This window comes from uncultured Erythrobacter sp. (assembly GCF_947499705.1).
Taxonomy (GTDB): Bacteria; Pseudomonadota; Alphaproteobacteria; order Sphingomonadales; family Sphingomonadaceae; genus Erythrobacter.
The window spans coordinates 2,500,739-2,520,128 of record NZ_CANMPJ010000001.1 but is presented as its reverse complement, the minus strand read 5'-3'; the positions used below and the strand labels follow the sequence as shown (position 1 = coordinate 2,520,128).

General features: G+C 62.0%; 13 protein-coding genes. 4 read left to right on the top strand and 9 right to left on the bottom strand.

The window, feature by feature from the left end:
• Window positions 1-22 precede the first annotated feature (22 nt).
• The gene (locus Q0837_RS11755; protein ID WP_298469222.1) at window positions 23-1,255 is read left to right on the top strand and encodes a multidrug effflux MFS transporter; all 1,233 of its coding nucleotides are present in this window, start codon (window positions 23-25) and stop codon (window positions 1,253-1,255) included.
• Here Q0837_RS11755 and Q0837_RS11750 read toward each other — a convergent pair.
• The 7 genes from Q0837_RS11750 to crtY all read right to left on the bottom strand — a co-directional run bounded on the left by Q0837_RS11750 (window position 1,252) and on the right by crtY (window position 9,690).
• The gene (locus tag Q0837_RS11750) at window positions 1,252-2,802 is read right to left on the bottom strand and encodes an acyl-CoA carboxylase subunit beta (RefSeq protein ID WP_298469894.1); all 1,551 of its coding nucleotides are present in this window, start codon (window positions 2,800-2,802) and stop codon (window positions 1,252-1,254) included. The two genes, Q0837_RS11755 and Q0837_RS11750, sit on opposite strands and share 4 nt — an antisense overlap.
• 93 nt (window positions 2,803-2,895) lie before the next feature.
• Complete coding sequence (locus tag Q0837_RS11745; RefSeq protein ID WP_298469219.1) at window positions 2,896-4,782, bottom strand: acetyl/propionyl/methylcrotonyl-CoA carboxylase subunit alpha; 1,887 nt, start codon at window positions 4,780-4,782, stop codon at window positions 2,896-2,898.
• Window positions 4,772-5,272 (bottom strand): nuclear transport factor 2 family protein, encoded by a 501-nt coding sequence (locus Q0837_RS11740; protein ID WP_298469216.1) that lies wholly within the window; start codon window positions 5,270-5,272, stop codon window positions 4,772-4,774. Before Q0837_RS11740 ends, Q0837_RS11745 begins: the two co-directional genes overlap by 11 nt.
• Before the next feature lie 33 nt (window positions 5,273-5,305).
• Entirely contained in the window at window positions 5,306-6,286 is a 981-nt protein-coding gene (locus Q0837_RS11735; protein WP_298469212.1) for a phytoene/squalene synthase family protein, read from the bottom strand.
• 10 nt (window positions 6,287-6,296) lie between these two features.
• Entirely contained in the window at window positions 6,297-6,878 is a 582-nt protein-coding gene (locus tag Q0837_RS11730; protein ID WP_298469892.1) for a TIGR00730 family Rossman fold protein, read from the bottom strand.
• A 5-nt stretch (window positions 6,879-6,883) separates the two neighbouring features.
• Entirely contained in the window at window positions 6,884-8,461 is a 1,578-nt protein-coding gene (locus Q0837_RS11725; RefSeq protein ID WP_298469209.1) for a phytoene desaturase, read from the bottom strand.
• On the bottom strand, window positions 8,458-9,690 hold the full coding sequence (gene crtY, locus Q0837_RS11720; RefSeq protein ID WP_298469206.1) for a lycopene beta-cyclase CrtY: 1,233 nt from the start codon (window positions 9,688-9,690) through the stop codon (window positions 8,458-8,460). Before crtY ends, Q0837_RS11725 begins: the two co-directional genes overlap by 4 nt.
• Before the next feature lie 165 nt (window positions 9,691-9,855).
• Between crtY and Q0837_RS11715 the strand changes: the two genes are divergently transcribed.
• A complete protein-coding gene (locus tag Q0837_RS11715; RefSeq protein WP_298469205.1) occupies window positions 9,856-10,851 on the top strand; it encodes a MipA/OmpV family protein in 996 nt (331 codons plus the stop codon).
• A gap of 128 nt (window positions 10,852-10,979) precedes the next feature.
• Here the strand turns inward: Q0837_RS11715 and Q0837_RS11710 are convergent, their stop codons facing one another.
• Window positions 10,980-13,064, bottom strand: a complete 2,085-nt coding sequence (locus tag Q0837_RS11710; RefSeq protein ID WP_298469203.1) for a S9 family peptidase — start codon at window positions 13,062-13,064, stop codon at window positions 10,980-10,982.
• Window positions 13,065-13,216: 152 nt separating this feature from the next.
• On the opposite strand from Q0837_RS11710, the gene Q0837_RS11705 reads away from it, so the two are divergent.
• Window positions 13,217-14,497 (top strand): amidohydrolase family protein, encoded by a 1,281-nt coding sequence (locus Q0837_RS11705; protein WP_298469201.1) that lies wholly within the window; start codon window positions 13,217-13,219, stop codon window positions 14,495-14,497.
• On the top strand, window positions 14,494-15,465 hold the full coding sequence (locus Q0837_RS11700; protein WP_298469199.1) for an MBL fold metallo-hydrolase: 972 nt from the start codon (window positions 14,494-14,496) through the stop codon (window positions 15,463-15,465). Before Q0837_RS11705 ends, Q0837_RS11700 begins: the two co-directional genes overlap by 4 nt.
• Before the next feature lie 22 nt (window positions 15,466-15,487).
• Here the strand turns inward: Q0837_RS11700 and Q0837_RS11695 are convergent, their stop codons facing one another.
• A complete protein-coding gene (locus Q0837_RS11695) occupies window positions 15,488-19,219 on the bottom strand; it encodes a hypothetical protein (RefSeq protein ID WP_298469198.1) in 3,732 nt (1,243 codons plus the stop codon).
• Window positions 19,220-19,390: the final 171 nt, after the last annotated feature.

Sequence of the window (19,390 nt, the reverse complement as noted above, 5' to 3'; positions counted from 1 at the left end):
CGGTTGCGCCCAAGGACCTTTAGTGACTGCAAGCACCGCCTCGACTACCCGCCAGCTGGGCGAGCGGGAAATGATTGTGTTGATGGCGCTGCTGATGAGCCTGCAGGCTTTCGGCATCGATGCCATGTTGCCTGCGCTCGGCCAGATGGCGGAGGAAATGGGCGCGGGTGGGAACGACCGCCAACTGGTGATCAGTTCCTATTTTCTCGGTGCGGGGATCGGTGCCTTCTTCCCGGGTGCATTTGCCGATCGGTTCGGGCGCAGACCTGTGCTTGCTGTTGGCCTGATTGCCTACATTGTCCTATCGCTTGCCTGCGCCTTGATCAGCAATTTCTGGGGCCTCGTCGCTTTGAGAGTCGTTCAGGGGATTTGCTGTGCTGGCTTGAGCGTGGTTCCCGCCGCGATTGTGCGCGATCATGTCGGTGGGGATCGCATGGCGCGACTAATGAGCCTGATCATGATGATATTCCTGCTGGTTCCGATCCTCGCTCCTGCGGTCGGGCAGGGGATCATGATGGTCGCAGGCTGGCGCGCAATCTTTGGCGCGATGGCTCTAATGGGCGTGATCGTCGGCGGCTGGGTATGGATCAGGCTTCCGGAAAGTCTCGCGCCGGAGAATGTGCAGGAAATCGATCCGCCAACCATATTGCGCAACATGCGCGAGGCAGTCTCGGTGCGCTGCTCGATCGGCTATGTTATCGGTAGCGCGTTGGTGTTCGGCAGCCTGTTCGGGTTCCTGAATTCCTCGCAGCAGTTGATCGGCGAAGCGTTTGGCATGGGCGATTATTTCGCAATCATCTTTGGCGGGGCAGTGGTCGGTATGGTTGTCGCCAATTTCACCAATTCGCGGATTGTCGAACGGTTCGGCGCGCGGCGTGTAGGACACACGGCCTTGCTGTGCTTCATCGTGATCAGCTGCGTGATGTGGTGGTCCGCCAGCAATCAACCGCAAGGGCTGACGGAATTCGTGATCTTGCTCAGCCTGAACATGGCGATGTTGGGCTTCATCGGGTCAAACTTTTCATCGATCGCGATGCAGCCCTTCGGCCATATCGCAGGCGCAGCGAGCAGCGCGCACACGGCTTTGCGGATGGGAACGGGCGCCATCTTGGGTGCCTTCATCGGCTACCAATATGATGGGACGTCCGGTCCGCTGGCATTGGCGATGCTGGTTTGCGGGCTCGTAGGCCTTGGCTTTATCCTGTTCAGCGAAAAGGGCGTGCTGTTTACACGCCCCAATGCGCCAACAGACTAAGCCTCGCTCTCCAGCTTTCGCCACGCCAGTTCCGCAAATTCGCACAGCAAAGGCCGCGTGTCGCGTGGGTCGATGATGTCTTCGACGTTGAAGCGCTCGGCGGATCGGAACGGCGATGTCACCTTGGCCAGTCTCTCCTTGATCGCCTCCAGCTCTGCCGCTGGATCTTCGCTGGCTTCGAGTTCGGATTTGTAGGCGACCTCCAGCCCGCCCGCGATCGGCAGGCTGCCCCAGTCTCCTGAAGGCCAGCAGAACCGGTACTGATACCGCTCGGCATTGCTCATTGCGCTGCCTGCGATCCCATAGGCGCGGCGCAGCACGATGCTCGCGAGTGGGACGGTCGCCTCATAGATCGCGTTCATGGCCTGCACGCCGTAGCGGATCGTCCCCGCCATTTCCGCTTCGCGCCCGATCATGAAGCCGGGATTGTCGACCAGATGGACGACGGGCAAGCGGAACTGGTCGGCGAGCTTCACGAACCGTTCGACCTTCTCGCTGGTCTTGGCCTCCCACGATCCGCCGAGATAGCTCGGGTCGCTGGCGATCACCGCGACCGGATATCCATCAAGCCGGGCGAGGGCGGTGATTGCCGCGCGGCCCCAGTTCCTGCCGATTTCAAATACAGTCCCATGGTCGAGGATCATCTCCATCGCGCGGCGCATGGAATAAACCTGCTTGGGATCGTGGGGGACGAGGCTGAGCAATGCCTCTTCGCGGCGATCGACCGGATCGGTCGAGGCAGCGCGGCGCGCAAGCTGACCGACATGTTCGGGCATGAAGGAGAGGAAATGCCGGGCGCGGGCGAAGGCCTCGGCTTCGCTCGCGACCTCATCATCGACCACCCCGTTGCGGGTGTGAATGTCGACTCCGCCAAGCTCTTCCTTGGCCTGTCCATGGTCCTTGGCCTGCTCGTACTTGGAGCCCATCGCATCGACCACGGCAGGGCCAGCGGCGAACAGCTGAGACAGCCCGCGCACCATGATCGAATAATGGCTCGCGACCGTGCGCGCCGCGCCAAGACCGGCAGTCGGTCCAAGCGCCAGCGCCACTACCGGCACGGTATCGAGGTTCTGGACCACATCGCCCCAGCCGGGCACGGCGGGGATATAGGTCGCGCCAATCTGTTCGAGCGTTTTGACCGAGCCGCCGCCGCCGGTGCCGTCAATCATGCGGATGATCGGCAGTTTGAGCTCGTGCGCCATGGTTTCGGCCTGCACCATCTTGCGCGCGATCCCGGCATCGGCTGCGCCGCCGCGAATGGTGAAGTCGTCTGCGGTCGCGACCACCGGGCGTCCGTTGACCGTTGCCTTGCCGAACAGGAATGGGGCAGGAGTAACGCCTACAAGGTCGCCGTTTTCGTCATAGTGGCCTTTGCCCGCGATCTTGCCGATCTCGCGGAAGGAGCCTTCATCGCAAAACGCTGCGAGCCGCGCGCGGGCATCCATCTTGCCGCGCGAATGCTGGCGAGCGACCTTGTCCTCGCCGCCCATCTGTTCGGCGAGCGCTTCGCGTGCGCGGAGTTCTTCGAGTTCTTTCGCCCAGGTCATGGCGTGTTCCATGCCCACCCCGCTGCGACTAAGCCAGCAAGCTGGCAAGTCTCGCCCCCCTCCCGCTTGCGGGAGGGGTTGGGGGTGGGCGCGTTACTCACTGGGCTCCACCACGCAAAGCACCGCTTCGACCTGCACTTGCCCGCCGGTGCTGGCGGAAAGCTCGGTCACGGTCCCGTCAAACGGCGCGGTGAGCGCGTGCTCCATCTTCATCGCCTCAAGTACCATCAGCCGCTGGCCCGCGGTGACAGCATCGCCCTCGGCCACATCGACGGCGATAACCTTGCCCGGCATGGGAGCAAGGATAGCGCCATCGGCGGCGGAGGTGGCTCCGCCTGCTTCGTTCCTGTCGCTCGAAACCTTGAACGCTGCGCCGTTTTCAAACAGTGTGCGGACATCTCCCTCCCTGACGAGAGTTCGAACGTATCCCTCCCAAACCTCTTGGTCGCTAAGCTCGACTGTCTGCGTTTCACCGTCCACCCGAAGTCGGACCGAGTGCTCTGGTCGGCGATTGAGACGCAATCCCCGCAGAGATTTGAGCATGTAGCTTTCGTCATCTGAGTGTTGCTCCGAAACCAGCTCGTCCGCAGCAGCTTGCAGCAGCGCATGCGATGCGACCGGTGGATCGATCAATCGATCTTGATTCTCGCCTATGAAGCCTGTGCTCAGGTCGCCTTCCCGGAAGGATGCTTCGGCGAGCAGACGAGCGAGAAACCAGGCGTTCGTGCGCACGGGTTCAACTTCGGTGCCCAGACAGGAGTCTAACAGGCCTTTGATGGCCTCCTCTCGATCTTCGCCCCAGCTAATGAGCTTTGCGATCATCGGATCGTAAAAAGGTGAGATATCGTCTCGCTCTTCCACTCCTGTTTCCACACGGTCGCCTACAAGTTCGAGGTGATCGAGCCGCCCCGTACTCGGCAAAAACCCCTTCGCCGGGTCTTCCGCATAGAGCCGTGCTTCGATGGCCCAGCCGTTCATGCTCAACTCTTCCTGCTTGACCGGAATTGGCTCGCCGCTTGCGACGCGCAGCTGCCACTCGACCAAGTCCACCCCTGTGATCTCCTCGGTCACCGGGTGTTCGACCTGAAGCCGCGTGTTCATCTCCATAAAGAAGATGCGGTCGGCGCGCAGGCCTTCGCTGGCGTCGGCGATGAATTCGATGGTGCCCGCGCCCTCGTAATCGACTGCTTTGGCGGCGCGCACGGCGGCGGCGCAGATTTCTTCGCGAGTGGCCTCGTCCATGCCGGGGGCGGGGGCTTCCTCGATCACCTTCTGGTGGCGGCGTTGCAGCGAGCAGTCGCGCTCGAACAGGTGGACGACATTGCCGTGGGCATCGCCGAACACCTGCACCTCGATATGGCGGGGTGAGGTGATCCACTTCTCCAGCAGCACTTCGTCATTGCCGAAGCTCGCCTTGGCTTCGCGTCGGCAACTTTCCAGATCAGCCGCGAAATTCTCGGCCTGCTCGACCTTGCGCATGCCCTTGCCGCCGCCGCCCGCGACTGCCTTGATGAGGACGGGGTAGCCGATGGCGTCGGCTTCCTTGGTGAGGCGCTCGACCGATTGGTCTTCACCCAGATAACCGGGCGTAACCGGCACACCGGCAGCGATCATGCGCCCCTTGGCGGCGTCTTTCAGACCCATCGCGCGGATGCTTTCGGGCTTGGGGCCGACCCAGATCAACCCGGCGTCGATTACCGCCTGCGCGAAGCCCGCGTTCTCCGACAGGAATCCGTAGCCGGGATGGATCGCTTCTGCGCCGGTCTCTTTGGCCGCCGCGATGATCTTTTCGCCGACCAGATAACTCTCGGCGGCGGGCGAGGGGCCAATATGCACCGCCTCGTCAGCGGATCGCACATGCAGCGCCTTAGCATCGGCATCCGAATAGACCGCGACCGTGGCAACGCCCATTTCGCGCGCGGTGCGCATGATCCGGCAGGCAATCTCGCCGCGATTGGCGATCAGGAGTTTAGCTATCATCGCCTTCGACCCAGTCTGCGCCAACGGCCATGCACTCCGATGGCTTGACCATTGTGAAACTTGTGTTGCCGACCTTCCATGCTCCGTCGCGTTTCACCATGCTCAGCGAATTGATGCCGCAATGGGTCAACGTGCCGTCGGCGGTGAAAGAATACGGTCCCCAGACCTGCGCCATGTCGCCGTCCACCAGGATGTGCGAGTAGTTCATCACCTCTTCGTAATCGGCGGTTCGTGTCTTCCAACTTTCGACATGGTCGGCGACGGGCACGATTGCGAGGCGCGGGTTCGCAGAGTCCATCCGGTTGTGAACGAAGATCATGCCCTCGGAGACCATCAGCTCGGCCAGCAGTGTTCTGTCATCGCTCGAAATGGCAGCCATGAAGTTGGTGGCCGCTTCGGCGACCGCGTCTTGTTCCGGCGTGGTGTGGTTGTCAGCCAAAGCGGGAGCGGCAAGCGCAAGCGCGGCGGCACATATCGGGAGTCCTCTCATGAACAGCAGCGCTACGCCGACGTGGCTCGCGCATCAAGCAGGATCAGGTCGGAAATCCTTGATGCCCCAAGTGATAGGGCCGTCCGGGTGCTTCTCGCGGTTGATTGCCGCAGAGAGGAATGCGCGCGCGCCATACATCGCCTTTTCCCAGCGCGGCACATAGGTACGGCTGTTCCATGCTTCGGTCCCGCGTTTGCGGACTTTGCGCCCGATCGCGCCGTATATACGTGCGGCAGACAGCACCGCCCAGCGGCTGCGGAAGGGCAGACGTGCGGCTCCAACCCGGGCGGCGGCTTCGTGTTTTTCGACCAGTGTTACCAGTCGCGCAGCCATATCGGCGAGTTCCTGACGGTGGTGCGGCTTGGTGTGCTGCCCGGGTTCGATATCTTCCTCGACCAGCCAGCGGATCGGCAGATAACAGCGACCCGCAGCGTCATCCTCTACGATATCGCGGGCGATGTTCGACAGCTGGAATGCGAGGCCAAGATCGTTGGCGCGGTCGAGCGTGTCCTGATCGTCCGGCGACACACCCATTACCACCGCCATCATCACACCGACGGCCCCAGCGACGTGATAGCAATAGCGCATCATGTCTGCCTCGGTGCGCGGGCGCCAATCCTCAGCGTCAAGCGCGAAACCGGCGATTACGTCTTCGGCCATGGCCGGGGTGAGGCCCACTTCGCTCGCGACGATGCCCAGCGCATCGAAGGCCGGATCACCGGTGGGCTCGCCCGCAAACGCCTTGGCGGTCAGCTTGCGGATCAGGTTGAGGCGGCTTTCGAGATTGGACTGGTCGCCCAATTCGCCGCCCATGACCTGATTGTCGGCAATATCATCGCAGCGGCGGCACCATGCATAGAGCAGCCAAGCGCGCTCGCGCGTTTCCGCGTCGAACAGCCGGGCGGCAGCAGAGAAACTCTGCGAGCCATGCTTGATCGCGAGCCGTGCGTGCTCGACCAAAGCCTCGCGGCGGCTGGTTTCCAGCTTGGTTTCAAGGACTGGTTCGACGCCCATTGAGTGCTCGCTAAAGCTCCTCGGCCTTCATTCGGAAGATCGGCGTGTGCGGCGTGTAGCTCTTCATCTTGGCGAGCAGTTCTGACAAGGTATCGGCGCTGATCAGGATGTTCTGATGCGCCGGACGGACGAAGCCGACTGCAGCCATCTTTGCGTTGAACTTGATCAGGTCGTCGTAGAACCCGAACGCGTTAAGCAGCCCGACCGGGTCCGAGTGATAACCAAGCTGCGCCCAGCTCATCGCTTCCCATAGCTCATCCATGGTGCCGACGCCGCCGGGTATGGTGACAAAACCATCGGACAGATCAGTAAAGCGCTGCTTGCGCTCATGCATGCCGGTGACGGTGATCAATTCGTCGCAATTGTGATTGGCGACCTCGGAGTTCACCAGCGCTTCTGGGATCACCCCGATGACTTCGCCGCCCGCATCTTTCGCGCCCTTGGCGACTGCGCCCATCAGCCCGAGGCGCCCGCCGCCATAGACAACGCCGATCCCGCGCTCGGCGAGGCCATTGCCGACTTCGGTTGCAAGCTGGAGATAGCGCGGGTCTTCGGGCGAGGCGGATCCGCAATAGACGGCGAGACGTTTCATTTGACTCATGCAGTCGCCTTAGCCGCCAAATCCTCCAGAACAATACCCGCCGTTGCCTTGGCGCTGCCGACCACTCCCGGAATGCCCGCGCCCGGATGGGTGCCCGCGCCGACGAGGTAGAAGTTTTCGATCACGTCGTCGCGGTTGTGGCCGCGCAGATAGGCGCTTTGCCACAGCACGGGTTCGAGGCTGAAGGCGCTGCCCATGTGGGCGTTGAGGTCCTGCTTGAAATCCTTCGGGGCGTAGCTGAACTTGGTGACGATCCGGTCGTGGATGTCCGGGATCAGGCGCCGACCGACTTCGTCCAGGATTGCCTTCTCCAGCTTAGGACCCTCGACGTCCCAGTCGATCGGCATCTTGCCCATATGTGCGACCGGAACGAGCGCGTAGAACGTGCTCTTGCCCTTCGGAGCCATGCTGGGATCGCTGACCGTCGGGTGGTGCAGGTAGATCGAGAAATCCTGCGGCAGCACGCCGTTCTTGTAGATGTCCTCGACCAGCCCTTTGTAGCGCGGGCCGAACAGGATCATGTGGTGCGGAATGCCCGGCCATGTGCCTTCGAGGCCGAAATGGACCACGAATAGAGAGGGGCTGAAGCTCTTGCGGTTCAGCGACTTCGCGTATTTGGGACCGCGCGGCGATGCTGAGAGCAAATCTTTGTAAGAATGCATGATGTCGGCATTCGAAGCGACCGCGTCGAAGCGCTGTTTCCAACCGCTTTCGGTTTCCACCTCGGTGGCGCGAGTGCCGACCGTGTGAACCTGCTTAACACCATCGCCGATGCGCATCGTGCCGCCGAGCCGCTCGAAGTGCCGCACCATGCCCGCGATCAGACGGTTGGTCCCGCCGCGCGCCCACCAGACGCCGCCATCTTTTTCCAGCTTGTGGATCAGCGCGTAGATCGAGCTCGTCTTCATCGGGCTGCCGCCGACCAAAAGCGTGTGGAAGCTCAATGCCTCGCGCAGTTTCTCGCTTTCGATATAGCTCGACACCATCGAATAGACGCTGCGCCATGCTTGTTTCTTGACCAGGGCAGGCGCCGCCTTGAGCATACTCTTGAAGTCGAGAAACGGCTTGTGACCGAGCTTCACATAGCCTTCTTCGTGCACCTCAGAGGCGTATTCGAGGAAGCGCTGATAACCGATCACGTCGTCGGGGTTGAGCTTCGCGATCTCGGCGTTGAGTTGGTCTTCGTCGTTCGAATAATCGAAGTTCGTGCCGTCGGGCCAGTTCAGGCGGTAGAATGGCATCACGTTCATCAGCTCAACGTCTTCGGCGATGTCGTGGCCGGTCAGCTCCCATAGCTCTTTCAAGCAAGGCGGGTCGGTGATGACGGTCGGCCCTGCGTCGAAGGTGAAGCCTTCCTTTTCCCAGAAGTAAGCCCGACCACCCGGCTTGTCGCGGGCTTCGACCACGGTGGTCGTGATGCCCGCCGATTGCAGCCGGATCGCCAGCGCCATCCCGCCAAACCCGGCGCCAACAACGCACGCACTTTTGCCTTCGTATTTCTCGGCAATCGCCGGATTGATCCCTTTACCTCCGGTCACCGGAGGATTGAGGTCTAGCTTGGCATCAGCATTCATGCCGGAGTCTCCGTCTGGGTGGGAGTTTTCAGGGGTTTGCCGCGCTTGAACATCGCGGCGATGGCTCGGTGAATAGATACGGGCGGGTTGCCCCAAAGGACGCGCACCTTGTCAAACGAACTTGAGCGCGCCGCGTAGAACCTCTCGATCAGGCGCGGTCGCAATCCGTAGAACCTCTGAAAAATGTTCACGCGGCGTTCTGGATCCGCAGCGAAGAACAAAAACCTGCCAAGCAAGCGGTAATAGCCGGTACTGCGCCAGTGTTTGCGCGCGCGCGCTTCCATCATGGCGGCGAGCTGTGCGCCGGGCAGATCGGCCTCTGCGGCAATCGCCAGGGCATTCTCGACCGCAATCGGGATGGTGTAGCTGGTCAGCGGATGGACGAAGCCGCCGCGCGCTCCCGCCACCGCGACGCCGTCGATCCGCACTTCGTTTTGATAGGCAGAGAAGTCGCCTCCGGTCAGGACCGGCAAAACGCCCGCTTCGTGACCCACCGGAACGCCTTTCTGCCAGCCATGTTGGTGGCAATATTGGTCGATCCGCGCGGACAATGCTCCGCGATCCAGCATCGGATCGTCGGCATAGTAGGTGTCCTCCACAAACACGTCATGCGCGCCCAGCGGCAGGACATAGACGAAGCGGTAGGCTCCGCCATTGCCATGCGGCGCGACTTGATCGACGCTCGCATCCATGATCATCGGGCGTTCGATCCCATGCGGCTTGTCCAGCCGCATCTGCCGTCCGAGAAAGACCTGCCAACCGCCGCGCAAATGCTCGCTTGGCGTAAAGCTGCGGCAATCGATGACCGTGCGTGCCTTGATCCGGGTCCCGTCATCCAGATCGACCCCGCGCGCATCGATTGCCGATGCCTTGCGGTTGAACACCAGACTGCCCTCAGGGAGAATTCGGCTGAGCGCCTCGTGGAAGTCGCCCGATGACATCGAACGATAGCCGGTGTCGAGCTTACGCCGGTACTTCGGAAACCTGACCTCGTAGCCTTTGTGCCATTCTGTCTGGCGCAAGGGCGACAGCAATTCCTTGCCCGCCGCGTCGAGATCGCTTTCGAACCAGCTCCAGCGATGGTTTCCGCCCAGTACTTTGCCTGCCTCGATCAGCACAAACCGTGTGTCTGGCGCATGCCGGTTCAGAGCGAGCGCAATCAGCCCCCCGGCCAACCCGCCGCCGACGATTGCGACATCCGTCATCGCGTCTTGTTCTGAATCGCTCATGCGGCATTTGCCCTAGGCGAGCGGGCCGGATGGAGCAATGTCGCGGCGTGACCGAAACGCCTCACCGCACCAAATGCGACATGTGGGCCGGGAACGGGCAATCGTCCCCGGCATTGGATTGTCGACTGGGCGCTGCCCGGTCGATTTAGGAGCCTGTTGAATATCATGCGTAGATTTGGTCGTGTTTCCCTAACTCTCGGCGGTGCTACCGCGTTCCTCGGTATCTCACCTGCGTTGGCGGAAGAGGCAGGCGGCGCTGTGATAGAAATGGCGGCGCCCGACAATGAAAGCGCAGAAGGTTTCGAACTCACCGCGTTTCAGGGGGGGTCGCAGGACACCGAACGCCAAGGTCCGCCAGCGGTCGGTCCTCCCGGAATGCGGCCAGGCGAAAAGCCTGTCTTCGACGAGACATGGGCGACGATCGGGATCGGTGCCGGATTGGTGCCGAGCTATTCAGGCTCCAACGACTATGTCGTCTTTCCGCTTCCGCTGATCGTCGGCCGTGTTGCAGGAGTGGGCATCAGCCCCAACGGCCCCGGCTTTGCGCTGGATCTGTTGTCGCAGGCACCGACCGGAGGTCCGCCCGAGACCAGCTTTTCCTTCGGGCCAACCTTCCGCCTTCGCAATGACCGCGACGGTCAGATCGAAGATGAAGTGGTCGAACTCGCCGGAGATCTGGACACCGCCATTGAAGTCGGGGCGCAGGCCGGTGTGAGCTTTCCCGGAGTGATCAACCGCTTTGACCGCCTGTCCCTATCGACACAGGTGAGCTGGGATATTCTTGGCGCGCATGACGGAATGTTGATCGAGCCGGGGGTATCCTACTTCACCCCGCTCGGGCGCGGTGCAGCGATCCAACTGTCCGGAAATCTCAGCTTCGTCGACGACAATTTTGCGGATTATTACTACAGCGTTACACCGCAGCAGAGCGCGGCGAGCGGGCTGGCGCAGTTTTCCGCCGATGGCGGGCTGAACAGCGTCGGCGCCTTAGCCATCGCAACCATCGACCTAGACAACAATGTGATGAACGGCGGTTTCAACATCTACGGCATCGGCGGCTATTCGCGGCTGGTCGGCGATGCGGCGGATACGCCGTTCACCTCAGTGCGCGGCAGTGCGGACCAGTTTATCGGCGGGATTGGGATCGGGTATACGTTTTGATTCTCCGCACCCCATCCGGGGTTCGATATCCTCGCTCGTACGGCTTTCAGCCGCATCGCTGCGGGCGGCCGGTCGGCCTTGCGACGCCTTTGGCGTCGACATAGCGCGACCGGCTTAGATGCCTTTGATCAATCCTCGCTATCGTCGTCCGTATCGTCGGCGCTCGAACCCTTGGCACCCTCGGCCAATTGTGGACGCGGGTCCGGCATTGGGGCGCGGCGGTCGCCGGTCATCAGATAGGTGTCGAACCATTCGAGCATCCGTAGGCTGTAATCGTAGCGCGATCCGGCCTGACGGTTGCCGTGGCCTTCACCCGGATAGAACACCATCCGCACCGGCACATCTGGCTTGCGCACTTTCAGCGAGCGATAAAGCTCAAGGCTCTGGCCCGGATCGACGCGGGTGTCTTCCTCGCCGTGCATGATCAGCGTTGGCGTGTTGGCCTTGTCGACGTGATAGACCGGCGAGACTTCGAGCATTTTGACCCAATCATCCCACGGCCATTTGCGGCTGTGCACGTTGTACATTTCGTATGGAATGTCGCCGGTGCCGAACTTCGAAACCTGATTGGAAATGCCAACGAACATCACCGACGCTGCATATTCGGCGGAGTGATAGGTCGCGCCCCATGCACTGGCATAGCCGCCATACGAACCGCCGGTGATCCCGGTGCGGTCACCATCGGTGATGCCTTCGGCGACCAATGCGCGCTTGGCATCGACAATGTCGGTGAACTCAGGATCGGTGTAATTGTCCTGATGCTGTTTCGAGAATGCGGTGCCGTAGGCGGTTGAGCCGCGATAGTTCGGCAGGAACACCGCATAACCCTTACCCGCAGCCATCTGCCCCGGTTTTGAATAGGCGGTCTGCCAGCCATTGCTTTCATGTGCCTCAGGGCCGCCATGGATGTTCATGATCGTCGGAGCGCCGCCTTCGGGAACGCCGCCGACCGGCAGGATCAGCACGCCTTCGACCTCTTGGCCGTCGCGGGCGGTGTAGGTGTAGGTGCGCTGCTCGCCCATATCGATATCGGCCAGCCAGGGGTTGTGGCTGGTCCAGCGCTGGAACGAGCCGTCCCTCACGACGAACAGCTCACTCGGATGTGAAGGGCTGTCGGCGCGCACGGCGAGCGTCCCACCATCGGCCTCGACCCCGGTCAAGATGAGCGCACCCGGATCGATCTCTTCGGCCAGACTGCCATCGGCATTGTAGAAGCGCAGCACTGACTGCGCGCCAACATCGACGGTAACCGCTAGGCGGCCATCGTCGAGCCACTCGGCGTCCGTTGCAGCCTCGGCGGCGCCTGCATTCAGCGCGCGGTACTCGCCCGTTACTGTGTCAACGAGGTGGAGCGTGGTCGCTGCCGGGTCGTTCATATCGACCCCGGCAATCAGCGAAAGCTGCCGGCCGTCAGGTGAAATCTCGACATCGCCGATCTTGCCCGGCGTGGCGATCACGTTGGTGACTTCGCCGGCATTGAGGTCGAAAATGTTAACCCGCTTCTTGGTGTAGCTGTCGTCGACAAGCGGGGTGGGAGCGGTTTCGACGATGCCCATACGGCCATCGGCAGCGACATCGAACGCGCTTACAAAGCCGGGAAGGGCGATCTCACGCGGGCTTTCGTCAACTTCGGTGCCCACGGTCGCTGCGAACATGCGTGCGGGCTTGAATTCCTCTTCATAGACCTTCGAGTTGAAGCCAGCCTTGCGCTGTTTTTCGCGCTGCTTGTCTTCACCCGGGCCGGTCAGCAGATAGATCGTGCCGCCATCGGGGCTGAAGCGATAGCTGCGCACGCCGGTGTCTTCGACCGCTGCGATCTTGGTGTAAGTACCGCCATCAACCGGCACGCCCCAGACAGCGCGATCTTCCTTGTCTTTCGACCACAGGAACGTGACCATGCGGCCATCGGGAGAGAACGCGACGCCGCCGGGGCTGACGTCATCCGGCAGATAAGCGCGCGCCACATCGGGCGCGGTCGCGATCTTCAGCTCGCTTTTGAAACCGCCATTGTCTTCACCCTCGGTCACATCGGGCAGGCTCGACGTGGTGTAGGCGATCCGCGTGCCATCGGGTGAAACAGCCATTGCACCAACGCTCTCGAGCTTGGCGACGTCTTCCGGTGTCATCGGGCGGGCCTGTGCGGTCGCGGCGAGCGATGCGCCTGCGAGCAAAGTGGCAGTGATGGTGGCGGTCTTGGTCAGCCGGGAGGTCATGCGAATATTGTCCCTGTTTGGTGGAATATTGCGGGGAGTCATAACGACCGCCCCGCGTAAGGCAAATTCTGTTGCGCGCCTTTACCGCGCGATCTTCGCCCTTGTGCCGAAGGCAATCGGACGGCATCACGTTGCCAAGGGAGAGCACACTTATGAAATTCTTGAGCAAACTCGCGGTTCCCGCAGCGGCGATAGCAGCGGTGCTTTCGGCGCCGGTTGCGGCAGAAACCATTGCTATCCGTGCGGGCAGCGTGATCGTTGATGCTGCCAGCGCGCCGACCGGGCCAGCGACCATCATCATTGAAGACGGCAGGATCGTGAGCATTTCCGAAGGGGAGGGCGATACGAACGCGGATCGCGAGATTGACCTCTCCGACAAGACAGTGCTGCCCGGCCTGATCGACCTGCACACGCATCTTTCCGGCGATCCCAGCGGCGAATTCTGGCGGGGTGCGACCAACCCTCCTGAATGGTATACGCTGATCGCTGCCAAGAACGCGCGGGTCACCGCGCTGGCAGGTTTCACTACCGTTCGTGATCTTGGCTCGCGGACCGATCAGGTCATGCAAAGCCTGCGCCGTGCGACGTCTGATGGCGTGGTGGCCGGTCCCCGGATCGTCACGTCGGGACGCACCATTGCGATTGTCGGCGGACACGGAGACACGAACGGCTTTCGCAAGGAAGTGAACGACGCGATCACCGCAGACTTCGCCTGCACCGGCCCGGTCGAATGCGCCGAGAAGGTTCGCACCGCATCTAAATACGGAGCCGACCTGATCAAGATCACCGCAACCGGCGGCGTGCTCAGCCAGCAGGGCAGGGGCCTAGAGGCGCATTTCACGCCGGAAGAAATGAAGTCGATCGTCGACACCGCCGAGACGCTCGGCCTGAAAGTCGCAGCCCACGCGCACGGCGCACGCGGGATCGAAGCGGCGGCGCGTGCGGGTGTCCATACGATCGAGCATGGAACCTATATCGATGAAGCGGCTGCGGATGCGATGAAAGCCAGCGGTACAACTCTTGTGCCGACTTTGATGGCCTACGAAGGGATCAAGCGGAACCTTGGCAAAGGGTTCTACACACCAGTCGTCGAAGAGAAGATCCGCGCGGTGGCAGAGATCGCCGGCACTATTGTGGAGCGTGCAGATCGCTGGGGCGTCAAAGTCGCGTTTGGCACCGACGCAGGCGTATTCCCGCATGGCGAGAATGCAGGCGAATTCGCGCTGCTGAAAGCCAATGGCATGTCGGATCGCTCTGCTCTGGCAAGTGCGACCACGGTCGCCGCCGAGATTATCGGGATGGAGAATGAAATCGGTCGCATTGCCGCCGGTTTCTCCGCCGATATCATCGCAGTCGATGGCAATCCGCTGGCTGATGTGACTGTGCTTGAAGACGTTGATTTCGTCATGGTGCGCGGGCGCGTGATCGAGTGAGTCTGCTCGCGCTCGCGGCAATCGGCGGAACGATTGCGCTGCCACCTGCTGAACCAGCCGAGCTTCCAGAACCGCAATGCCAGCGCGAGCTGGTGGTTCTCGGCGCAGGGCAGGATGCGGGCGCCCCGCAGATCGGGAATTTCTCCGACAACGGCCCATATCTCTATCCAAGCTCGCTCGGGCTGATTGACCGCGAGAACGGGCAGCGGTTTCTCTTCGACGCCACTCCAGCGATCACGCGGCAACTCGCCGACCTGGAGCAAGCGACGCGGACCGACCGATCAACGCCGCCCGAACCGGGTCTGAGGATTGACGGTATCTTCCTGACCCACGCGCATATCGGCCACTATCTTGGCCTCGCCTATCTTGGCCGCGAGGCTGCCGGGGCGAAAGACGTGCCGGTCTTCGCCATGCCGCGCATGGCCCAGTTCTTGCGCAGCAACGGTCCGTGGAGCCAGCTGGTCGAACTTGGAAATATCGCGATTACCGAGATGGCCGAGGGGCAGTTTGCCGTGCTCTCAGACGAGTTCGGCGTTCTCCCGCTCACTGTCCCACATCGCGATGAGTATTCCGAGACTGTCGGCTTCCTGATCATGACGCCAGACAAACGCGCGATCTACATGCCCGATCTTGATAGCTGGGACGAATACGCCGAGGCATCGGGAAGTTCGCTGGAAGAACTGGTCGCCGGCGCGGACAACCTCTTCATCGACGCAACCTTCTGGGACGACAACGAGTTAGCTGGTCGCGATATGTCGGAAATCCCGCATCCAAGGGTGAAGGCGACAATGGATCGCTTGCAGACGCTACCCGATACCGAGCGCGCCAAGGTTCACTTCATCCACTACAACCACACCAATCCGATCCGCGACCCGCACAGCGAGCAAAGCCGCGAAGTCGAGGCGCGCGGTTTCAATGTCGCGCGCCGAGGCGACCGGGTATGCCTGTCGGAGCCGCGCGAGGAATAGCCACGCGCAGCTCCAACCGGGGTTAAAACCCGAACAGCACCGTCGCGCGCGAGCCGATGTCACCGTCGGCGGTGTTGCCGCTGAAACCAGCCGAGAGATAGACGTCGGGTGCAATTTCTCCGGTGACGTTGCCCGCAATCGCTTGTTCGCCGCGATAGTTCGCAACCGATACCGACAGCGACACTTTCTGGCCTGGAGCAATTGCGGGTCCGCCCATCGCCATGGCCGCCGCGATCCCGCCGCGGGTGCGTGAGTCGAGATCTTCGAGCTGAAACTCCAGCCCACTCACCCGCCCATCGAGCGCCAGCACGCTGGTTTCGAGCTGTCCGAACTGCGTCTCGCTGACCTGCGCCAAAGCGTTCACAGACGTGCGGACGTTGGCTACCGATGCGGCGGTCGCGACCTGCTGACGCCCCAGCGTGCCGTTCTGATCAACCGTCACCACGTCGACAGGACCAGACTGCGCCATGGTCGACGCTTCGATATCGCCGATGCGGACCGCGCTGCCCGTGCCGCCAATGGCTACTTGGTTGGCTGCGGTAGTGGTGGCACCGGTGCCGATGGCCGTCGCATTGGCTTGATCCGCGACAGCACCCGAACCGATAGCGGTAGAGTCCGTCCCGCGAGCTCGCGTTCCAAAACCGATGGCTGTCGCCTGCACATTGGTCGCCTGAGCGGTGTTGCCAATGGCCGTGGCGCGGTCGACCGGCGCGAAGGTCTGATAGCCGAGTGCGGTCGAGAACGTGCCACGTGCGGTTGAAAAGGCACCGAATGCGAGTGCACCGACACCGTTCGCGCTAGCTCCAGAACCGACAGCGGTGGATTGCACGCCGGTGGCCAGTGTTCCCGAGCCGAGCGCGGTGGTGTTTAGACCTGCCGAGAAAGCATCAGCACCCACAGATGTTGTCTGCGTGCCAAGGGCTTGGGCGCCTGCAAAGCCGCCGCTGTCATCGTCGTCACCATCACTGCCGATCGCCACCGAGCTGACACCCGATGCATTGGCAATATTGCCTAGAGCGACCGCCCGTTCGGCCGTTGCGTCGGAGCCAGTTCCGAGGGCCGTGGAAAGTCTCCCGGTCGCCTCCGAATTATTCCCGAGAGCAACTGCTCGCTCCCCCGTCGCTGCAGCGGCAATCCCGATAGCGGTGGAAGAAATCTCTGACGCATTGCTGAATGCGCCCAGTGCCGTGGAGCCGCTCCCGGAAGCTCGCGCTTGATTCCCGGTTGCGGTGGCGAGAAACGCGCTGGCAACAGAATCGGTACCCAGAGCCGTGCTGCCTTCGCCGCTGGCTTGCGCCCCCAGCGCATCACTGTCGGTTCCGTCGCCGCCAATGGCGATGGCACCCGACGTATCGGACAAAGACTGAGCGCCGATGGATATTGAGCTTTCCTCTCTGGCAAAAGCGTCCGCGCCAAGCGCAATCGAACCGACGCCAAGAGCCGTCGTGTTCTGTCCGACAGCGGTGCTATCGGTAGCATTTGCTTCTGCGGAGGCGCCAATAGCGGTTGCCGCCAATCCGGAGGCCTGCGCGCTGGAGCCTAGCGCGCTGGCGCTATTCATGTTGGCTGACGAGCTTTGACCAATCGCGGTCGAGAACTCACCTGTAGCCGACGCAGTAGCGCCGAACGCGCTGGCACTCTGCGCGGTCGCATCGGCACCATAGCCAATAGCGGTTGAAGACTGCCCAGTGGCCTGGGAGGTGGCGCCGAATGCGCTCGAGATTTGCCCGGTTGCCTGGGAATTTGAGCCAACTGTGGTCGAGAGTAACCCGCTGGCGAGGGCATCGGCCCCGATTGCAATGCTGGCACCACCGCCGGTTGCCCGCGCACCCTCGGTGCCAAGATCGAAGCCATCGCCGCCGATAGCGATGCCACCGGCCATCGTTGCAGCGGACGCTTCGCCAATCGCGATAGCGGCTTCATTGCTGGAATCCGCTCCGGTTCCGATGGCAATCGCGCTCTCATCGCTCGCGATTGTGCTGGCACCGATTGCAATGGCATCTGTCCCGGTCGCGTTTGCCGGGGTGCCGGCCGAATTCACATCGATGTACGGGCTGCTGTCTCCGCTGCCTAAAATCATGGCTACGGCTGCGTCTAGCTGGCCCACCGTTGCCGCGTCAGTTTGCGCTGTGCCTTCTGCAACGTTGACTATGCGCCGTTCGCTACCCGAACGCCCGACGGAGATGACATTCGATTCGTCGGCGAGCGAATTGGCTCCCAATGCCACCGAGTCGGTCACATCTACAGCGACCGAAGCAAGGCTTCCCAGCGCAACGCTCCTGTCGCCGCGGACATTGGAATTTGCTCCAATACCGATAGCGCGAACGCCATCGACGATCGCATCGCCGATGGCGATCGCGCCGGTGCTGCCCGCCGCGACAGATGCGTCGTTGCCAATTGCCGTTGCACCGACCTCCAATGCTTCGGCGTTAAATCCAATGGCGGTCGACCCGAAGCCCGCAGTCTCAGTCAGAGTGCCGATTGCGATCGAGGATTGGCCAGCAGCGTCTGCCTGCATGCCCACGGCTACTGCATCAATGGCGGAAGCGCTGGAGGATTCGCCGATTGCAATTGCGTCTTCCCCGGTCGCCGATGCTGCGGTGCCTGTGGAATTGACTTCGATGTAAGGGCTCCCGCTAACCGAGATCCCGGCAATCGCCGTATTGAGCTGCCCCACGGTCGCTGCATCGGTATCCGCCACGCCGTCCCCGACATTCACAATCCGGCGCTCGCCGCCGCTGGTGCCGATTGAGACGGTGTTCGCCTGGGTGGCAACTGAGCCAGCTCCAAGCGCGACACTGCTCGTTGCGTTCGCCGCTGCATCTTCGCCAATCGCCGTAGCCCGCGTGATGTCCGCAACGGCGTCGTCGCCGATTGCGACTGCGCCGCTGGCGGTTGCTGCCGCGCTTGTGCCAACAGCCGTAGCGCGATTTCCGGTGGCCATGGCCGTGTGACCAATCGCGAGCGTTTCAGATGCGCTCGCAACTGTGTCTGCGCCGATGGCAATGGCGTTGAATCCTGTCGCCTGCGCGCCAAGCAGATCGCCGTCACCTTCGTCGCCGCCGATTGCGATAGAGCCACTGTCGGTCGCCACCGCATTGGTCCCTACCGAGATCGCGTCTTCGCCCTGGGCATCGGCATTATTCCCGACCGCGATGGAATTGCGCGCTTCCGCTGTGGCCACATGTCCGATGGCAATTGCGAACGTGTCTCTCGCGGTTGCGCCAATACCGAGCGCGGTGGAGGAATTGCCGAGCCCCAATGCGTTATTTCCGAGCGCGGTTGCCCCGGGCTGTGTTGAGCGCGCATCGAAACCGATAGCTGTCGCGCGTGTCGCGGTGGCCTCGGCTTCCGAGCCGATCGCTACCGATACCGAACCACTGGCGATCGATTCTTCGCCAATGGAAACGGCGCGGCTTTGTGAAGCGTTGGCCAAAGTGCCGATGGCGATGCTGTCCTCACCTGTTGCACTCGACGTTGTGCCTAAGGCTGTGCTTCGTGTTCCGAGCGCAGAGGCTTGCACGCCAATCGCCGTCGCTCCGGTACCCGTTGCATCGGCCCCGACCCCGCAAGCCAGCGCTGTGTCATCATCGCCCGAATCCGCCCCGCCATCATCGTCAGTCGCCGCATCGACAACGCCGTCATCGTCACGGTCCAGCAGACAGTCGTCGGCCCGTGCCTCTTGCGGTGTCGCCAACACACTCGCAGCAACACCCAAGCTCAAAGCGGTCGAAAGCAGATATCTGGTCTTCATGGCACGTCCCTTCGTTTGACACAGCAAGGGACGGCGACGGCAATTCGCCATCGATTCTTCGCGCCCCTGTTGGAACGCATTGAAGACAAATGAGATTACAAGCGCAAGTATCTCAGCGACACTCGCGTGGTTGCCTAGTCTGAAAATGGCCGGGCACCTCAGGCGAGACAC

Bases quoted from the DNA above. Each gene is read 5' to 3' on its own strand.
- Q0837_RS11750 (WP_298469894.1), bottom strand. From the start codon at position 2,802: ATGACCTGGGCGAAAGAACTCGAAGAACTCCGCGCACGCGAAGCGCTC.
- Q0837_RS11745 (WP_298469219.1), bottom strand. From the start codon at position 4,782: ATGATAGCTAAACTCCTGATCGCCAATCGCGGCGAGATTGCCTGCCGG.
- Q0837_RS11740 (WP_298469216.1), bottom strand. From the start codon at position 5,272: ATGAGAGGACTCCCGATATGTGCCGCCGCGCTTGCGCTTGCCGCTCCC.
- Q0837_RS11735 (WP_298469212.1), bottom strand. From the start codon at position 6,286: ATGGGCGTCGAACCAGTCCTTGAAACCAAGCTGGAAACCAGCCGCCGC.
- Q0837_RS11730 (WP_298469892.1), bottom strand. From the start codon at position 6,878: ATGAAACGTCTCGCCGTCTATTGCGGATCCGCCTCGCCCGAAGACCCG.
- Q0837_RS11725 (WP_298469209.1), bottom strand. From the start codon at position 8,461: ATGAATGCTGATGCCAAGCTAGACCTCAATCCTCCGGTGACCGGAGGT.
- crtY (WP_298469206.1), bottom strand. From the start codon at position 9,690: ATGAGCGATTCAGAACAAGACGCGATGACGGATGTCGCAATCGTCGGC.
- Q0837_RS11715 (WP_298469205.1), top strand. From the start codon at position 9,856: ATGCGTAGATTTGGTCGTGTTTCCCTAACTCTCGGCGGTGCTACCGCG.
- Q0837_RS11710 (WP_298469203.1), bottom strand. From the start codon at position 13,064: ATGACCTCCCGGCTGACCAAGACCGCCACCATCACTGCCACTTTGCTC.
- Q0837_RS11705 (WP_298469201.1), top strand. From the start codon at position 13,217: ATGAAATTCTTGAGCAAACTCGCGGTTCCCGCAGCGGCGATAGCAGCG.
- Q0837_RS11695 (WP_298469198.1), bottom strand. From the start codon at position 19,219: ATGAAGACCAGATATCTGCTTTCGACCGCTTTGAGCTTGGGTGTTGCT.